We start from the raw sequence: 18,128 nt of genomic DNA, 5'->3' as shown, positions 1-18,128 counted from the left end.
ATGGAACCACTGGCGCAATGGCCGTTTCCTCCCAAACGGTTTTACGGGTAAGGATCGGGAATTTTATTAATTGAACAAAATTGCTTGTTCTTGCGCCCGTCTTCCGCGTTGCATCAACGCCCACATACTCCCAGTATGCAACCGTTGATGCGCCTTGAAGACGAACACAAGCCCGGCGCAATTGCGCCCAATTAATTTCATCCCCGATCCTAACCGGAGAGCACCCCTGGCATGTCCACTGTCTTTATTCGGCAAGCAACTTACGAAATGGCAACCATTCGTGGGACGGTTGCCGAAATGCTCTCCTCGGCTGAAGCGCCGGCCATCAGGCCGGGCAGCCGGGTGCTGATCAAGCCCAATTTTCTTCAGCCGGCGCCGCCGGAAAAGGCGGTGACCACCCATCCATCAATCCTGCGCGCCGCTGTCGAGTTTGCCCTGGATCAAGGCGCCCGCGTGCAAATCGCGGACAGCCCGGCCACCGGCAGTTTCACGAAACTGCTCAAAAAAGGCGGTTACACCGAGAGCCTCAAGGGCCTCGAAGTGACCATCGGCCCCTTCGAGCGGACCACTTTGGTGGATGTGGGCGAACCTTTCGGAACGATCGATGTGGCCAGCGACGCCCTGGAAGCCGATGTGGTGATCAACCTGGCCAAGCTTAAAACCCATGCTCAGATGATGCTCACCCTGGGGGTAAAAAACCTGTTCGGCTGTATTGTCGGCCTGGAAAAACCCAAATGGCATATGCGCACCGGTGTGGACCGGCACATGTTCGGCCGCCTGATCGTCAGCGTCTACGAGGCGGTCAAACCGGCCTACACCATCGTGGACGGCATTCTGGCCATGGAGGGACAGGGCCCGGGCAAGAGCGGCACCCCCCGGGAATTGGGTTTGCTGTTCGGCGGCAGGGATGCCCATGCCGTGGATCATGTCATCTGCCTGCAGGTGGGCATGGATCCCGAAACCCTGGAAACCCAGCGCAATGCCAGGGAAATGGGACTTTACGACGGCAGCGTGCACGTCAACGGCGACCTGGCGATTCTGGACGACTTCCAGTTTCCGGAACTGGGCACCCTGACCATGGGGCCCGATTTCTTGGGCCGCTTCGTGCGCCGGTTCGTCATCCAGCAGCCGACGGTGAACAACCAGATCTGCAAACTGTGCGGCGAGTGCTGGAAATACTGCCCGGCCGAGGCGATTTCCTATACCGACCGGGGCATTTCGTTCAACACGGACACCTGCATCCGCTGCTACTGCTGCCTGGAAGTGTGTCCCCATGCCGCCATCCGGGCCAGACAGCCGCTGGCCGGCAGCATCATCGAATGGTTGCGCAGCAAGTTTTGACGCCAAACATCCGAGAACCGGAAATTTGGCCTTTGCCATCAGGCGACAGCCAAAATGGACCGGCGGTCTCCACCCGCCGGCAATGAACTATCCATCTCTCGCCAGTTCATTTTTGATTGCAATCGCTATGGTTTCCAACGTGTAGGGCTTTTTGACAGACTGCCCGACACCCAATTGCTGAGCCTGCTTTACGCGCTCCGTTTCCACATACCCGCTGGCCACGACGGCTTTTTGATGAGGATGGATCTTCAAAATCCGTATTCATTCGGAGCCGCATTGACTCCGCTAAAAACGAAAGGGAGTGAATGATTGACGTAATGTCTGGTCACATAAGCCTGCGCGATGTCGTCATTGGTGTATACCAGGTCCGGTTTCCAGGTATCGATCAATTGCATGGCCTTTTTTTCCCATGCTTTGCATCCATGCTTCACTGTTGTTTCGCTTGGAATCCATTTGAAATATGTTGACTGCGCTGCAGGCAGATTCAGCCCATGTTTGAAGCCGTTCAGCTGGTCTTCGTTCCATTCCCAAACCTGGTGGTAGCTCATGATATGCAGGATTCGCGGTGACGCGGATTCTGAGCCGGCTGCAACTTCCGGTGTGCCGATAACGGCAGAAGCGGCTGTCAGCATTACGGCAATCGATGCGAGGGTACCTGATAGGGTGCATAAGCTTGATCTGTTCATACGGATGCGGATTAGGTACATGCCCGTTCCCCTTCAATTCATGGGTTTCTTCCCGTCAGGCTGTTAAAATTGCCGGAGAAATGATATGGATGCAAAGATTTACCCAGCGACGACGACTTGAGTCGCCGAAAAAAACGTTGTGTGAGAACGCAGTTCTGATAATTCAGAAAACATGCTTTAAATGTAAGTTTAAACGACATTGTTTTGAATGTACATCCCACTTTTGGATCTCAGCAAAAGGAAGGTAAAATATGGCAGGAGGCATCAATAAAGTTATTCTGGTCGGCAACCTCGGTCGGGATCCTGAAATCAGGTACACCCCCGATGGCAGGGCGGTGGCCAATTTTTCGATCGCCACCTCGGAAACGTGGACGGATAAAAACAGTGGCGAACGGCGCGAGAAAACCGAATGGCATCGCATTGTGGTGTTCGGCAAGCTGGCCGAAATCTGCGGCGAGTACCTCTCCAAGGGCCGCCAGGTCTACATCGAAGGCAAACTCCAGACCCGCAAGTGGCAGGGCCAGGACGGCCAGGATCGCTACACCACCGAAGTCGTGGTGGATATGCGAGGCACCATGCAGATGCTCGGTACCCGCGATGGCGGTGGTGGTGGTGCAAGGGGCGGATACAGTGGCGGGTACAGCGGCGGGGCCGGTGCCGGTCCCGGAGGTGGTGCTGGAGCCGGTCGCGGCGCAAACGCCGGCAACAACGGCGGTTACCCGGACCAGGGATATCCCCAACCGCCCTATCCCAACGACCAGGAAGACGATATCCCGTTCTGAAGGACTCCTGACATTCTCTTTGTTACCAACGGTGCATATGTTTGTATATGCACCGTTGTTACCCTTTCCCAGCCAGTCAAGTTCTGGCTGGGAATTGCAAATCACCCCGTCTCCAAAGAAGATTCAGGGCCAATCGTCTGGAGGAGGGTCTCCTTCAATCTGCCTTCCAACAGGGCCGCTTTTTGCGATTTCGCGTCCAGCATGACAAACGTAACATCCGCATCGGCAATCGGTACGGCGCTTTTTTTATTTATGACGGTTTGGCGGATCACCGCTGACCGGCTGCCCACTTTCGAAAGACGGGATTCGATGCAAAGGGTGTCATGCAGAAAAGCGGGGTGTCGATAGTTGATGTTAATGTTGACCACGGTTTCACTACCGTACACATTTTACAACACCTTGATCTAATGAGAAAAATTTTGCAGGTCTCGTTTATCCCTCTGGTGAAATGTCTGCAAGTCATCAGGTATTGGTCCGTTATGAAGTGAGAACGGCAAACCTCGCACCGCGAGATAGGTTATCATCCTGAGGCCAAGCTGAAACAGGCTGAGGTCACATCGATCCGAACGATGGATCTGTTTGTACAAGCCAGTCGAAAAAGCGAGAATCCCAAAAAAAAATGACCCATAAGTATGCTAGGCAACTGGCCATCATCAGTCGGGTTAACCGCTTGGGACAAGAAAGATGGCTCTTGGCGATATTGAACCCTCGGCTTTTTTGATCACTGAAAAACGTTTCAATCGTAAAGCGCTTCGCATAGTAGTCGCATGCTTTTTCAGCCGATTTAAAATTGGTTACCAGGAATATGGGCTCATTGTGATCGCTCCCCCACCAGGCCACCGCAGTTACCGGGCCATATTTTTTGTTGGTGAACTGGCAGTTTTTCATCCCTTTGCAATGGCCCTTGGGCAGTATAGTGGCAAGGATGTCGATCTGAAAAGATTCATTATCGGCGTAGATGGTAATATTATATGCCGTGCGGCAAACATATTTCCACCCAAACTTGGCCAGTGTTTGCTGAAGCGTTGTGCCGTCAAACTCACCATCTCCCAGAAAGATTACCTGACGAGTGGATTCGGGGATCAATGGATGCAGTTTCTTTACCACCTCAACATGCATGTCTTCAGGCAGATGGCCTTTTTTACCCTCAACGATTTTGAAGGCTAGTGGCAACGCGCGGCCATTGTAAATCAAACTGATCATCAAACAAATACACCCGCGTCCAACCAGACTGCCGTCAATGGCCAGGACGATTTCTTCAAGACCAAGGTGGGCCAATACGTTTTGTATGAAGGGTAGAAAGTAGGTTTGCTCGGTAACCTTTTCGTTGATGAGCAGGCGCTTGATGCGTTTTTCGGTGCTGGGCACTTTAATATTTTCGGGTACATTGAGTGCGATCTTTGGTAACTGGGTTTCTTTGCCGATAATGATGCCCGTGATCATTGTTGCCAGCGTGTTCATGTTTCTCAGGAGATTTCCTTTGAGTTCCACCGGGTAGAAAAGTTTGACAAAATCGTTGACTTTTCTATAAATCGATTTGCAGTCATTCATAAGGCCTCCATATTATAAGAGATAATCGTGGAAGCCTAATATATAAAATGACTGGTGGAATGTCCAGAATTATTATATTCTACTATATCATATAGTTATAAGTTTTTTAAAAGTGTACGGTAGTGAAACCACGGTAAACGCAAACCCACCCCTGGCCAGATCTTCAAGGTTCAGTTTGTCGTCAAAAATCGCCCAACGGGCTTCTTCCAGAAACTCCAGATAACGGGCGTTGTTGACATGTCCGAACAAATCCAGATGATACCCTCTTATCCTGATCTCAGTGTTGTGCATTATTTCTCCGCTTTTGAAGTCATCGCGCTTTTCATGTCGTGGCCGGTCAGCGAGTAAGCCCATGCTGCGGATATTCTCCGGCATGTTGGGGCAGGTGGCACACTTCCACGTATTTCCTGCATGAAGGGATGTCAATCCATTAACCCCCCTTTCTTGAATTTTTCCGTCGTATTCAAGGCGGGTTTTTTTACGCATAGTGGGGCTATGTGTGGAAAAGCCCAACGCAGAAGACGGATGAAAAGACAAGCAGGCGGGTATATTCTTTGACAGAAATCGCCTTACTCCGGCTCCGGGGCAACAAACCACTCCTTCTTGCGGTAAACCAGATCCTGGCTGCGGGCGATGAGTGTATCGCTTGTCGCGTCCATCACCGTAATTTCGTAAAGCCCGGTTCGACCGCCCCTGTGGCATTCCCTGGCCTCGGCCACCAAACGGTCACCCACCTTGGACGGGTTGAGAAAGGTAATGCTCACATTGAGGGCCACGGCGGTCTGCCCCCGGGAGTTGCTGGCCGCGGCAAAGGCCAAATCCCCCAACGCAAAAACGACACCGCCATGGGTGATGCCGTGAAAGTTGGTCATCTGTTCGGTGACCGTCAGCGAAACCCGACTGTGCCCCGGTGAAACAATTGCCACTTCAGCGCCAAGAAAACGCATGAACGCATCGTTTTGGATGTGGGCATCGATGGCCGCTGCCCGCGTTGGATCCATCATCATTTCTTCTCCTGGAAAGCGTTGCCTTTCAATTGCCACGCTTTTGGCTGGTCATAGGTAGTCGATCGGCGGAAGTCCTTCCCGCAAGCGTACCGCTTCCAACAGGCCCACCGTACCGGTCATCATGTTGTCACCCCACGGGGCCCCCCATGTCACCGGCACGCGGGCGTCAGCGATCAGCCGCCGCCGGGGCCCGGTGGCCAGAATCATTTCGACCGCATCGTAACCGAAGGCATGGCGGGTGTATGCACCGTGACCGCCTTCATCGAGAATCTGTCGATGGGAAAGCCGGCCCTCGGGAAGCGCCCGGAGAAGCCGGTCCAGCAGCGCGGCAGAGACATCCTTGGTGTGGTATTCAAAAAATCCGCACAGCACACCCGCCTCCATGGCCGCTCCCACCGTATGCGAAGTGGCGATATCGAGCACCAGAATACGCGTTTTGCCATCGGCCTGCCGGTCCTTGGAAGCTCCCAGAATGGCCGCCATGCCCGAATCCATCACATAGACCCGTTCGGCGGGCAGGCCCTCGGCGTCACGGGCAATGGTGGACAGCCGGTTCATGGTTTCCGGCACGTCGCCGGATCGGTAAAGTAAGGCCTGGGGAACCGGATCCGTTTCCAGGGCTGCAGTAAACAGGTTGTGGCGAAAGTCGAGGTGCGACACACCGGCAGGCGCGGCACCGTGATCCTGGGCGCAGATGGCCACGGCATCAAAGGCAAAAGGCACCCCGAAGCCCTCCACGATCTGCTGCAACCGCCCCGGCTGGATATCGGCCGTGCGCACCTGGGCGAAGCGGGTGTCAGTTTTCAACCGGTCGGCCTCGCTGGCCGCAACCACCCGGATACCGTGGGCGCTGACCCGGTCGCGGTCATGATGGATGGTTGCCGCGGCGGGTTCCGACATCACCACCGCTGCGGTTGCCGCACGGTCGATCAGGGCCTGGGAAACCGGCCCGCCCCCCATCTCACCACCGGTCACCAGTAGATCGCCGGTGGTCCTTCGGACGGCATCGGCCAGCACCCGCACCGGTGAGCGAACCACGGCTTTGTAATGCAGATCCTGATCCGTATCGTAGTATAAAATGTCAAGGGTGCCGGCACCGATGTCCAGCATGAGATAGCGTCCCATAAAGTTACTCCTTCATCTGTTTGGGATCGTCAACAATCAGCCCGTCCACCCCCATCGCCAGCATGCCGAGGGTATCGATCGCTCCGTCCACGGCATAGGGAAACACCCGCGCGCCCAGCCGGTGGAATTCTTCCACCTGTGGCCGGGTCAGCACCCGGTAGTCCGGATGCCACGAAAAGGCCTGGAGGCGCCCGTACCAGTCGCGCAAGCGGTCGTCGGCAGACCGTTCCGAAAGCAGTCCCAGGGCGATCCGGTCGTCTCGCTTACGGATATTTTCCAGCATCCGCCACTCGAAACTGGAAATCAGAACCGCATCGCACATCTGCTCGCGATGCGCCAGATCGAGCACCTGGCGCTCCACCGCATTGTCGGGGCCATCCGGTTCAAAGGCCTCCGGTTTGATCTCGATATTCACCAGCAGCCGGCCACGAACCGCCTCCAGTACCTGGGCCAGGGTGGGCAACCGTGCATAACGGAAACGCGGGTCGAACCAGCTGCCCGCATCCAGCTGCGAAAGCTCGGCCAGGGTCAACGTGCTGACCGCCCCGCGGCCATTGGTGGTACGGTCCACTGTATCGTCATGGATCACCACCAACCGGCGGTCCCGGGAGAGGGTGACATCCAACTCGATCATCTGGGCGCCGGCATCACCGGCCCCCATAAAAGCGGGCAGGGTGTTCTCGGGAAAACGGGCGCGAAGCCCCCGGTGGGCGATATACAAAGGCGTTGGCAAGTGATCGATATTCATCTGTTTGGAAAGCCCAGAAGGAGGAAGTCCTTTTCCCGTTAAAAAGGGAGCTATTTCTTCTTTATCACACGGTACAGAACCAAAAGGAGGAGAGCGCCACCGATAGCCAGCAAGAAACTTCCTATATTAAATCCGGTAACTGTTCCAAGCCCAAGAAGTGATCCGATAAAACCACCCACAAAAGCACCTGCTATGCCGATCAAGATAGCATTTGGCATCCAATGTATCAAGATTGAGATTAATTGCAATTGCTTTAAGCTTTTATCCATTGCTCTTCACGGATTACGAAATTACTTGTCATTCACCCATTGAGTTATGAAGGATGATCTTCCCCTTGTATAGCATTCAAGATAATGTTTTTGGGCTACGTTATCGGTCGTCGCGGTATGGTTTATACAGTTTCCTCCCTCTGGCCTTGCCAAAAACATTATCTTAAACACTGATACCAATCGTTACAATCAGGATTTTCATGCGGATGCTTCTCTGGCGAACAGCAAACTCACAGGTGCCGGATGTTCGGCGTACTTTGCAGTGTCAGGTTCGGCAACCTTAGTTTCCAATTCTGTAGCACTCAGTGTTCCACCTTGGTGACTGACACAGCTTGAGGTATGCACTCTTCCGCCTTTCTGTATCCCAGTTCAATCATCTCGGAGGCCCTATCAAATTCTAATGTACGGCATGCATTCCTGGCGATTTCTATGACAATGTCTGGTGGATAAGCAGCAAGCTTCTGGCGTGCTATGGTGTTCTGCATAGCCTCAAACGCCTGAATGGCGATATCGTATACCCCCCAGTCTCGAGAACTCCTGTTTGTCACGGATCCTTCGAGGTGGCTAATGAAATGATTGATCTTTTCACGAAACGAGGAGGACGGGAGTGTTGGAGCACAAGTTATGGCACTCAGCTTTTCTATACTCTCTGCGGGGCCGCCCAGATGGACAGCAATGGTCATGTCCGTCCTATCACCAAACGTCGGCGCAATAGGAACGGGATTTAATATTCCTCCATCAACAAGATCGATTCCTTTGTACTTAAATGGAGTGAAGAGAAGAGGTATTGCGAAAGACGCCCTCATAGCATCAAAAAGACTACCCGACTTTATCCAAATTTCCTTTTGGCCCTTTAAATCAGTAGAAATTGCAGTATATGAAATGGGAAGATCTTCGATTAATTGCCTACCCACAAGATTGATTAGTGTGTTGATGAGTTTGTCACCTTTGACCAGTCCGCTTTTTTCCCACGAGAGATCCAGCAATTTGACGATGTCGACTTTCGTTATCGAACACACCCACTGCTCATATTCACCAAGTTTTCCGGCTGCATATATACCCCCTATTACTGCACCAATTGAGGCTCCGGCGATTGATTGTATTTGGAATTGATTTTCTTCAAGCCAGTGAATTACGCCAATATGGGCCAGACCTCGCGCACCCCCGCTCCCAAGAACCAAAGATACGGTTTTCTCATTTGTTGTTGCCATAATGTCTCGGAGTGCCCTGTATTTAAATACTATAACGTGAAAGGGGACGGAAGATTGATACTTACAAAACTCCATCAGCGGGGTGAGATCATCCCCGATATGCACCGGTGCCGGCGTCTTGTAGACGACCCCAAATCCGGCGCGATCTGGGGGAATTATTTATTTCCGGCAACCTAATCCGAACACTGTATATACTTTTCGACAACGGGGTCTTTGATAAATTCGACTATCGCGAGGTTGGTAGCATAGCCTATGGCATTCATAATTATTCCGCTCCCCTCATAGCCGCTGTAAACGTGTGTGTAGTCGATCTCCGGGATAGCGATTTTCAACTTGACATTGCATCCGAAAGACCAAGTGCCATCTGCATGGACTTCTTCCATCCATACGTAGATTTCCTTGCCGTTTTTTTTATCCACCGGAACGTTGCTCTCGTGAAGCTTGTCTTCTATGTACCGCGCTACGAGGTTAACGTACTCGGTTGGAACGATCGTGTAGCTTGTTCCAGCAACGCTGTAGACCGTGTAAATGTCGGTTCTTGATTCCTTGTTTACTACACGCAGGGTCCGTACGCCCGGGCAACGGCCTGTTGTCTGCAGGTCGATGGGTTTGACGCTTGTTTGGCTGTTCAGATACTCTGTTTCAAAAACGCTATGCAGCCGAGGGGTGATATTGTGGGCGCAGCCGATAAGCAGGAAGGCAAACAACCCCATTAAAATTACGATAAATCTTACTGTTTTCATGCACGTCTCCTTTACACACAATCGTGGAACATTGTGGAACATTGGGGACGCTCCTCGGTTTTACGGATTATCAGATAACCTCATCTGAAAGTTTAAACCCTTGCTCTTCGACAATCCGCAGGCCCCTCGCCGCGGACTCGCTGGCCGTCGAGGCAGCGATGTTCAGTCGTTTTGATATCGCCACCGCGCTCATCCCAAGTTCCCGCGTCGCCCAATAGCACAACACGCTGCGCGCCATTACCGTTTTGCGTTGTTTTCCACCAGTCAACAGCTCCTTTGACGTGAGGCCGAACAAGCCGGTCACCCGCTCTACCAACCATTGAAAATCGTATCCTCGCGACCGGAGCATATATTTACGGTCCAAATTCTCCTGGGCGGCTTGCAATACGCTATCGACGAAATCTCCCTGACCTAGGATGCGCTCATCCCCCTTCATCCGGCTTTCGCCTTTACGTATTGTTCTTAATGCGGCCCATCCTCCGGCGCTTCGCACCAATCCGCCTCCTGTTAAATCGGGTCGGCGGCCTTGCGAGATCCCCTTTTTTACGAATTCAAGATAGTGTCTTCTGGCCTGCGCAATCTTTTCGCCAAAAAGATTCAATACGTAATCGATATTATGAAATCCATGGATGACGTTGCCCATTATTATGCTATGACCACAGTAAGGGTAGATATTCAACGCCTTTATTTCATCGACAATGCCGGCCCGCAAAGGATTGAGGTGAATATAGCGCACCAGTTCCAATAGGTAGGGATCTTCCTCGCACAAAATCGACTTGTAGCGATTCTGAAACAAGTGTCCAGATCGCCGATGTCGCCGGTTAAAACTCACCGCGTAACCGGTCAACAGCCTGCGCATCACCGTGGCGATGGGAACGGTTCCAGTCCTCAATAACAGGTGGGTGTGATTTGTCATCAATGCCCACGCATAACATGGTGTTTTGCTATCGGCCAGGATACCTCCAAGCCGATCCAAAAAATGATCCCGGTCAAAATCGTCGAAAAAGATCTTTCTGCGATTGATTCCCCTTAAAATGATGTGCTGCAGCGCTCCGGGGGCGTCTATGCGGGCTTTCCGTGGCATAGTAACCGTTTAGCAGACAGATCTAAAATTGTAAACCGGAAATCCGACGAACGTCCCTAATGCCCCTAATGCCCGCCCGACGAACGTCCCTAATGCCCGCCCTAATGCCCGCCAACCATTGAAACGACGTACCCCCAACAGATAACGGTGCTGAATCAATGTCGAAGGTCTTTTAGCGCGATGCGGGATGATGGATAAAACTGGTTGGACTAAGGCAATTTGGAACACATTCTTGAAGTGACTACCATTTAATATGGGGATTGTAAACAGAGGACTGGCTCGCTGGTTCTGGTGCAAGGGCAGAATCAGAATCCTGGGGGTGATCGTGATTGTTGAATGGGTGAAAACACCGGGTAACCAAGCCTTTTCGGCATCACTCACAATTTATGGGAATGCCGATTTCGATCGTTTCATGACCTGAGGGCAAACCGATCCCATCACTTTCAGCGCCTTGGAAATGCACGCTCAAGCTATCCCTGGAAAACAAGCTCGTGGATCGATTTGCTAAGGATCCTTATCGCTTACCGACACCGGCCTCAAAATATGGAATGAACTGTTTCCGGACCCTTCCGGGATTTCGTATATCTTTCTCATCGTTCCTTGTTTGCAGCTTGGGCACCTCAATATGTCGATACCGGCCTGTGCCATCATGATTGCCTGGACGGACTGATCCCGCACCTCGGGAATATCGGGGGACAAGTTCATCAACAAACGGCACAGGCCAATGTTCTTTTTCTTGCCACGGTTCGCCAAAAAGCCATAATGCCGGATGCGCACGAACCGCTTGGGCAGTACATGCAACAAGAATCGCCGAATGAATTCGACCGCATCGAGGGTGACCGTTTCAGTCGTCTTGCGTTTTCTGTTTTTGATCGTGAACGTCACACGGCCGTCAGAAAAATCAGTGATGCGATGATTCGATATGGCAATGCGATGCGTATAGCGCCCAAGGTAATCGAGCACCCATTCCGGGCGCTCAATGGGCGGCTTGGTATAGACCACCCAGTTTTTCGACCACAGCTGTTTGATCAAGCGCCGGAACCCTTGGCGGGTCCCTAACGCACGGGTATTGCCGGGAAAGCACAACTGGTTCTTGCTATATGCATCTTCCAGATACGATATGAATTTTCCCCGGAAAACTTTCGAAAGCGCTTTTACCGGAAAGAGGAACTCCCCTTTGCTGCCGATCCATTCCTTTCCATTGTCGGCGATCACGCCGCCAGGCACCAGGCAGTGAAGGTGAAAGTGATCCATCAATGTTTGTGTCCAGGTGTGCAAAATAGCGATGATCCCCAACTGGCCACCGAGTTCGTTCTTCGGATTTTTGCCGAAATCGAGTAACGTCTGGCTCGCGGCCTGAAACAGGAATCCCAGCATGAGTGGTTTGTTGCACAAAATCAAAGGATTCAATTCATGGGGAAGGGTAAAGACATTGTGAAAATAGCTAACCGGCAAAAGTTCAGCCTGCCGGGCGGACAACCAGCGTTGCTTGGTGATGGTCTGGCATTTCGGGCAATGCCGGTTGCGGCACGAGTTGTAAACCCATCTTTTCCGCTTGAATTTAATATTTACTGTAATTTCTAATAGTTGAGTCATACGCTAAGGCGTTTATGGCACTACTTATTTTTTATACCTCATATTTTACCACTTTTCCTGGACTATGAGGCACACCCAGTGCATCATAAATTTTTAGTTGACGAGACTCTGCTTTTGTGCTTTTTCTAACATGTATTGTCTCGCCATTTTTACTTCTCATTACTGCTGTTGTTCGATTTTGGCCGTCTAATTCTTTTCTCAAATCGGACCAACTTGTATGAATCCCATTTTCTTTAAGTCTAAACCTGATTGTATGAACGTGGTGATAAGCTAATAATGTGATAAAGAGATGTCCTTTTACTCTCCTCGTTATTTGATGAAACACCGGCCGTAAACCCAACTCCGATTTTAAACTTCGAAATACAGCTTCAAGATCAGTCAACATCGTATATGTACGCCAAAGAATAGTTTCATCCAGATCGTTCAAGTTTGTTCTCAAACAATAAACGCCTGGATTTGAATCTGAAGAGTCAGAATTTTTTTTTATCTTCCAGGTAATCTTTGTCGCCTTCTTTGATCCTTTATCTTTATGGATGGTAATCTCATAATTTTTAGCAGCTTTGGTATATTTTTGTTTCAGCCGTCCTACTTTTTCAACAACCTTCTCATAAATCTTTAGCCGACCTTTTTGATTTAAACCATCGTTCAATGATTTTAAGTCTGCTTCAAATCTTTCTGAAAATCGATTTTGAATGCTCTGATCCTTTTTTTCTCGCTCACTTGAATGACAATAAATTTCAGTCTCTTCTGTTTCCTTGACATATTTTTTGTACGCTTTAACAATGTAATCCTTATCTCTTTTTACTTCAACAGCTTTATCATGATCAAATTCTCTATATCTTTTCCTGCTGACAACAAGGTATCGGTAATGATTCGCCTGCAACCATTGTACATTATCGTTTGTTGCTATCCCGGCATCCATTACGACAACTGGTTTCTTTTTATCAAAAACACTCATCTGCTTATCGTCTTCTAATGAACTTTCTGATGGTTTATTCAAGCTTGAAATCATTTCTTCCAGTGTTGATGGCTCACTAACGTTTCCGGAAAATATTTTACTTCTTCTTGGAAAGCCGCTACTGTCCAAAACTAAAGCCAAAGTTACCAAGGGACAGTCTGAGCGTTTTTCTTTTGATTTTCCATGCTTGCCAAGTTCATTATACTTACAGCTTCCCTCAAAAAATGTGTTTGTCAAATCATAAAGTGTAATTATTTCTTCAAAACCAAACAAAAAACGTTCTCGGTTGTATAAATGCCTTTCAATCGCTTCTTTGTCTTTGTAAATACGGTCAGATATTTCATAGATTCGTTTTAGCGACATACTTTCATAGTCATAGCCGATTAATTCGCCTAAACCGCTTCGATTTTGCAGCCAGTAATGCGTTGATAACTCACTGCCGGGAACCGCCATTCGACCAACTATACTTCCGATTGCAGCTGCTATTTGATGATTATTATATCCAAGACCTTCAAATATTTTATCCAATTGTAATTTGAGAAATGTTTCATGTGATACATGTTCAATACTAACGCTACGCGGTCTTATAAGTTCAAGACTATCGATATCAATCAAACGGTAATCGGGGGCATCTATACTATCGTTTTTGTCTGTATTGTTGTTTTGACTCGACCGGGTTTGTATGATTTGTGCAGCATAATGCTGTGCGGCTTGCTCAATTTTTTCCGGCAATTTAAACAAACTTGATTGACCATTAATAATTCCCTCAACACGACAAGCAATATCTGGCCATTGTTCTCGTGGAAAAGGAAAATTTTTACCGAGATTTATAATAGTGCGCTGCTTCACCTTATTTCCAACTCTAACTGATTCAACAAGGCGATGAGTGAAATATGTTTCGCCATCTTTTTTGCTCTTAATTGTTGTTCGTCGGATATACATGCCATCTTGAATTACAGAAAAAACACCGATTGTCAATACTTCGGTGAATTTTATGGCACTACTTTGGCCGGCAAAATTTCAACATATTGAAATTATTAATAAAATAATTTCATATGTAGTAAAAAACGCGGTTCTTCAGCAATTTTCCGGAAAAAAGTGACAAAGATGGGTAAAGGATGCGTTCGGCTCCGCATTGATCGCACATTTCAACGTGCCCGCCAAGGTAAGCGGTCCGGCAATTTAAAATGTCGTATACGACCCTGTAATGCTCCGGCGGCATATTGTATCTTTTGAGATAGTCACCGATGTGGCAGCGCAAAATATCCGCCACTTCCACCTGTCGGTTTGCTGGTTGAGGATAATTATTGATTGGATTCATCGTCATCCTCCCACGGCGGCGCCTGTTGTTCCGGCTCTTCGATGAAATCCAGCGGGCTCTGGACCTTGGCCAACCCGTTTCTGGAAACGTGAAGATAGACCATGGTGGTGGACAACGAGCGATGCCCCATGAGAAGCTGTATTTTGCGCACATCATAGCCGGCTTCCAGCAGATGAGTGGCAAAGCAATGGCGAAGGCAATGAATGCCCTTGCCCTTGGTGATGCCGGCGTCGCTCTTGGCACGGCGGTACATTCTCTGAATCGATGTGATGCTCATGGGAGTGTCGCGACGTTTACCGTAAAACAGCCAATCTGTCGGGCGATAGACCTTCCAATAGCCCCGTAGTTCCTCCAGCAGTTTTTTAGAAAGCAGCGTATCGCGGTCTTTCATGCCTTTGCCCTGATAGACCCGGATCACCATCCGTGCACTGTCGATGCTTTTGACTTTCAGTGCTGCCACTTCACTGACTCGAAGCCCTCCAGAATAAGCCGTCATCAATATCAGCCGATGCTTAAGATCCGCCGGAGTATCGATGATCATGCGAACCTGCTCTCTACTGAGAACTTCAGGTAGGATTTTTGGTTTACGACGACTTGGCATATTCAATGCGATTTCGCTGTTTATCAGTGTATGCTGGTAGAAAAACTTCATCCCGGAAATGATAACATTGCGTGTGCTTGCGCTCTTCCCTTCATCTTTAAGGTGAAGCACGTAGTCTTCGATTTCTGTTTGCGTTAGACGATCCGGTGACTTCCGATGAAATTTTGATAGGCCTTCAACAGCAGACAAATAGGATTGCTGAGTCCTCGGTGAGAAATCCTTAAGTTCCATTGCCCGGATCATCTTTTGACGTAGTTCAGACATGAGTTCCCTCCTTTGATTAATGAGATAAATATGAGATTTTCGGAGTTATACCGATGGAGGGAATTATAATAAAATCGGAGAAAAACCGGAAATGAGGAAAGAATTACAGAAATTCTGGTGGGTTAGCTGCCGCGTAGCGGCTTAGTCCAACGCTGAACTAACCGGCCGCCAACAATGCGGGAAAAAGCCTTCCGCAAACGACAACATTTATGCGGAAGAGAGCGTTTCAAAAAAAGCGCCGCTGTTGGCGGTCGGGTTAAGTGGTTGGTTGTGTGCCGGGCACGGCACACATCTTAAAAGTGAGCCAAGCATATCAGTCTGTTGGATCGCTTGGCAAGTCTTAGACCCAGCCCGATGGAGGCGAAGGGTGTAGCGACATGGCAACTGGGTATCCGGCAACGGTGCCTGGGGAGGAAGCCGCCCTGCTGCGGCAGGGCCGTCGCGAAGGTACGGGGTGACGAACAGAAATCGAGTCAGGCGCGCATCTGTGGGACCAGCCTGCAACACAAGGTTAAGTCCTCTATCCATCTCAGGCAGTGCTCGTATACTCGGCGCTTACGTACCGAAAGATGTGTGTTTACCCCGGGAGGCCCGCTGCATCTCGGGACTTGTCGTGTGAAATTGCCGGTAGGGGGGATTCCGGCCACCAAAACCCCCGGCATCGTCGGAAGACCGGCTCCTGACCGGCGATGAGCCAAACTCCGCTATGGAGAGGGACACGAAACCAAAGGATCCGGCGGCGGCAGATGATCCGAGTGAGCAAACCGCAAGGTGCGCCCACCGTGCAGCGGGAGTCAGCAGAGGGCATAATGTAACCGGAGGAAACGAGATGCGCGAGCTACCCGCGGGTCAAGCGTAACAGGAGGCTCACCCCGGTGAAAGGCCCGAACGGTGCCCGGCCCGAATGGTACGGGTAAATGAAAATGACCATTAGGAGACGTGTACTTATGAACATAAAGCCACAGCAGATGGAAATGTTTGTAGCGTCGCGGCTTGCCGAAAGTCTGGGAGGCAGAGAGCAGTTGTTGGAGTTGATTCTCGAACGACGTAATGTGCTCAGAGCAATGAACCAGGTCGTTGCCAATAAAGGCGCCCCGGGTGTGGACGGCATGAAAACCAACCACTTGAAAGGGTACCTGAAAAGGCACTGGCCGAAGATCAAGCAGGACCTGCTAAATGGGGATTATCGTCCCTTACCGGTCAGAAGGAAGGAGATCGACAAACCGGATGGCGGTGTCCGCCTGCTTGGTATCCCCACGGTATTGGACCGCCTTATCCAACAGACGATAGCTCAGGTATTGGAGCAGATCTGGGACCCGACCTTTTCTGAGTACAGCTACGGATTCAGACCAGGACGATCAGCCCATGACGCTGTCCTACAAGCCAAAGGCTATCTGCTGGACGGGTACACCCACGTGGTTGACATGGATTTGTCCAAGTTTTTTGACCGAGTTAACCACGACCGGCTTTTAAGCCGGCTGGCCACCAGGGTCCGGGACAAACGGGTCTTGAAATTGATCCGCCGGTACCTTACGGCCGGAACGATGATCGGGGGGCTTGTCAGTCCCAGCATAGAAGGAACGCCCCAGGGTGGTCCTCTGTCGCCGTTGCTCTCCAACATCGTACTCGATGAACTGGATAAGGAATTGGAGAAGCGGGGTCACCAATTCGTCAGGTATGCTGACGACTTCAGGATCTACTGCAAAAGCCGGAAAGCCGCCGAGCGTGTGAACAAGAGCATCACGAAGTTCATCACCGCGAAGCTCAAGCTCAAGGTGAACGAGGAGAAAAGCGCAGTGAGCCGACCATGGCTCCGCAAATTCCTGGGATTTACCTTTATCAGTATGTGTGGACAGACCAAGATCCGGATCCACCGGAAAACAATTTCACGTTTCAAGGAGCGAGTCCGGGAACTGACGAACCGTAATCAAGGGAGAAGTCTGAGCCAGATTATCAAAGATCTGAATCAGTACCTGATTGGCTGGTGGAACTATTATCGCCTGACAGAAGCCAGGCACCTGTTCAAGTCACTCAATGGCTGGATCATCCGCCGGCTGCGGTGCGTTGTCTGGAAACAATGGAAAAACCCCAGGACCAAGGTCCGAAACCTCAAAAAGCTTGGCATTGCGCATAAGGACGCCATGCTTTGCGGTAACGCCCGCAAAAAGTACTGGCGCATGAGCAAGGTCAAGTGGGTGATATTTGCTCTACCAAACCGTTACTTCTTCGAACGAGGACTATTCCTGCCTGCTCAATAACCTTCCTGATCAGCCGAACCGCCTTGGTACGCGATCCGTATGCCGGGTGGTGTGGGAGGGGGTGGCCGCGAGGCTACTCCCTATCCCGATGTGTGCCGGGCACGGCACACATCTTAAAAGTGAGCCAAGCATATCAGTCTGTTGGATCGCTTGGCAAGTCTTAGACCCAGCCCGATGGAGGCGAAGGGTGTAGCGACATGGCAACTGGGTATCCGGCAACGGTGCCTGGGGAGGAAGCCGCCCTGCTGCGGCAGGGCCGTCGCGAAGGTACGGGGTGACGAACAGAAATCGAGTCAGGCGCGCATCTGTGGGACCAGCCTGCAACACAAGGTTAAGTCCTCTATCCATCTCAGGCAGTGCTCGTATACTCGGCGCTTACGTACCGAAAGATGTGTGTTTACCCCGGGAGGCCCGCTGCATCTCGGGACTTGTCGTGTGAAATTGCCGGTAGGGGGGATTCCGGCCACCAAAACCCCCGGCATCGTCGGAAGACCGGCTCCTGACCGGCGATGAGCCAAACTCCGCTATGGAGAGGGACACGAAACCAAAGGATCCGGCGGCGGCAGATGATCCGAGTGAGCAA

General features: G+C 50.8%; 18 protein-coding genes. 3 read left to right on the top strand and 15 right to left on the bottom strand.

The annotated features are described in order from the left end of the window. Positions 1-267 precede the first annotated feature (267 nt). Positions 268-1,341, top strand: a complete 1,074-nt coding sequence (locus GN112_RS16035) for a DUF362 domain-containing protein (protein WP_162458961.1) — start codon at positions 268-270, stop codon at positions 1,339-1,341. A gap of 248 nt (positions 1,342-1,589) precedes the next feature. Here GN112_RS16035 and GN112_RS16030 read toward each other — a convergent pair whose 3' ends face one another. Further along, on the bottom strand, positions 1,590-2,048 hold the full coding sequence (locus GN112_RS16030; protein WP_155311129.1) for a hypothetical protein: 459 nt from the start codon (positions 2,046-2,048) through the stop codon (positions 1,590-1,592). A gap of 230 nt (positions 2,049-2,278) precedes the next feature. Here GN112_RS16030 and ssb point away from each other — a divergent pair, with 230 nt between their 5' ends. Beyond that, positions 2,279-2,809: a single-stranded DNA-binding protein gene (ssb, locus tag GN112_RS16025; RefSeq protein ID WP_155311128.1), complete on the top strand. Its 531-nt coding sequence runs from the start codon at positions 2,279-2,281 to the stop codon at positions 2,807-2,809. Between the two features lie 101 nt (positions 2,810-2,910). Here the strand turns inward: ssb and GN112_RS16020 are convergent, their stop codons facing one another. The 14 genes from GN112_RS16020 to GN112_RS15955 all read right to left on the bottom strand — a co-directional run bounded on the left by GN112_RS16020 (position 2,911) and on the right by GN112_RS15955 (position 15,287). Further along, complete coding sequence (locus GN112_RS16020) at positions 2,911-3,195, bottom strand: acyl-CoA thioesterase (protein WP_155311127.1); 285 nt, start codon at positions 3,193-3,195, stop codon at positions 2,911-2,913. A gap of 166 nt (positions 3,196-3,361) precedes the next feature. After that, the gene (locus GN112_RS16015; RefSeq protein WP_155309800.1) at positions 3,362-4,360 is read right to left on the bottom strand and encodes a transposase; all 999 of its coding nucleotides are present in this window, start codon (positions 4,358-4,360) and stop codon (positions 3,362-3,364) included. An 87-nt stretch (positions 4,361-4,447) separates the two neighbouring features. Next, entirely contained in the window at positions 4,448-4,846 is a 399-nt protein-coding gene (locus tag GN112_RS34870; protein ID WP_269434919.1) for a thioesterase family protein, read from the bottom strand. Between the two features lie 83 nt (positions 4,847-4,929). Next, positions 4,930-5,367 (bottom strand): hotdog fold thioesterase, encoded by a 438-nt coding sequence (locus GN112_RS16005; protein ID WP_231717038.1) that lies wholly within the window; start codon positions 5,365-5,367, stop codon positions 4,930-4,932. A gap of 48 nt (positions 5,368-5,415) precedes the next feature. Continuing rightward, the gene (locus tag GN112_RS16000) at positions 5,416-6,492 is read right to left on the bottom strand and encodes a DUF1786 family protein (RefSeq protein ID WP_155311126.1); all 1,077 of its coding nucleotides are present in this window, start codon (positions 6,490-6,492) and stop codon (positions 5,416-5,418) included. Between the two features lie 4 nt (positions 6,493-6,496). Further along, on the bottom strand, positions 6,497-7,240 hold the full coding sequence (locus tag GN112_RS15995) for a glycerophosphodiester phosphodiesterase (RefSeq protein ID WP_155311125.1): 744 nt from the start codon (positions 7,238-7,240) through the stop codon (positions 6,497-6,499). Positions 7,241-7,290: 50 nt separating this feature from the next. Further along, positions 7,291-7,509, bottom strand: coding sequence for a GlsB/YeaQ/YmgE family stress response membrane protein (locus GN112_RS15990; RefSeq protein WP_155311124.1), 219 nt, complete (start codon positions 7,507-7,509; stop codon positions 7,291-7,293). Positions 7,510-7,811: 302 nt separating this feature from the next. Then, positions 7,812-8,720, bottom strand: a complete 909-nt coding sequence (locus GN112_RS15985) for a patatin-like phospholipase family protein (RefSeq protein ID WP_155311123.1) — start codon at positions 8,718-8,720, stop codon at positions 7,812-7,814. 173 nt (positions 8,721-8,893) lie between these two features. Next, positions 8,894-9,463: a hypothetical protein gene (locus tag GN112_RS15980; protein WP_155311122.1), complete on the bottom strand. Its 570-nt coding sequence runs from the start codon at positions 9,461-9,463 to the stop codon at positions 8,894-8,896. A gap of 70 nt (positions 9,464-9,533) precedes the next feature. After that, positions 9,534-10,547, bottom strand: a complete 1,014-nt coding sequence (locus GN112_RS15975; protein WP_155311121.1) for a transposase — start codon at positions 10,545-10,547, stop codon at positions 9,534-9,536. A gap of 504 nt (positions 10,548-11,051) precedes the next feature. After that, a complete protein-coding gene (locus GN112_RS15970; RefSeq protein WP_155311120.1) occupies positions 11,052-12,143 on the bottom strand; it encodes an IS91 family transposase in 1,092 nt (363 codons plus the stop codon). A gap of 31 nt (positions 12,144-12,174) precedes the next feature. Then, complete coding sequence (locus tag GN112_RS34400; RefSeq protein ID WP_155309797.1) at positions 12,175-14,079, bottom strand: IS1634 family transposase; 1,905 nt, start codon at positions 14,077-14,079, stop codon at positions 12,175-12,177. 73 nt (positions 14,080-14,152) lie between these two features. Next, positions 14,153-14,422, bottom strand: coding sequence for a transposase zinc-binding domain-containing protein (locus tag GN112_RS15960; protein ID WP_155311119.1), 270 nt, complete (start codon positions 14,420-14,422; stop codon positions 14,153-14,155). Continuing rightward, a complete protein-coding gene (locus tag GN112_RS15955) occupies positions 14,406-15,287 on the bottom strand; it encodes a tyrosine-type recombinase/integrase (protein ID WP_155308513.1) in 882 nt (293 codons plus the stop codon). The genes GN112_RS15960 and GN112_RS15955 overlap by 17 nt, the downstream gene beginning before the upstream one ends. Positions 15,288-16,234: 947 nt before the next feature. On the opposite strand from GN112_RS15955, the gene ltrA reads away from it, so the two are divergent. Then, positions 16,235-17,545, top strand: coding sequence for a group II intron reverse transcriptase/maturase (gene ltrA, locus GN112_RS15950; RefSeq protein WP_231716902.1), 1,311 nt, complete (start codon positions 16,235-16,237; stop codon positions 17,543-17,545). The last annotated feature ends 583 nt before the right edge of the window (positions 17,546-18,128 follow it).

The organism is Desulfosarcina ovata subsp. ovata, from assembly GCF_009689005.1.
Classification (GTDB): domain Bacteria; phylum Desulfobacterota; class Desulfobacteria; order Desulfobacterales; family Desulfosarcinaceae; genus Desulfosarcina; species Desulfosarcina ovata.
Note: the sequence above shows the minus strand (reverse complement) of the source record. Positions and strands in the feature narration are given on the sequence as shown.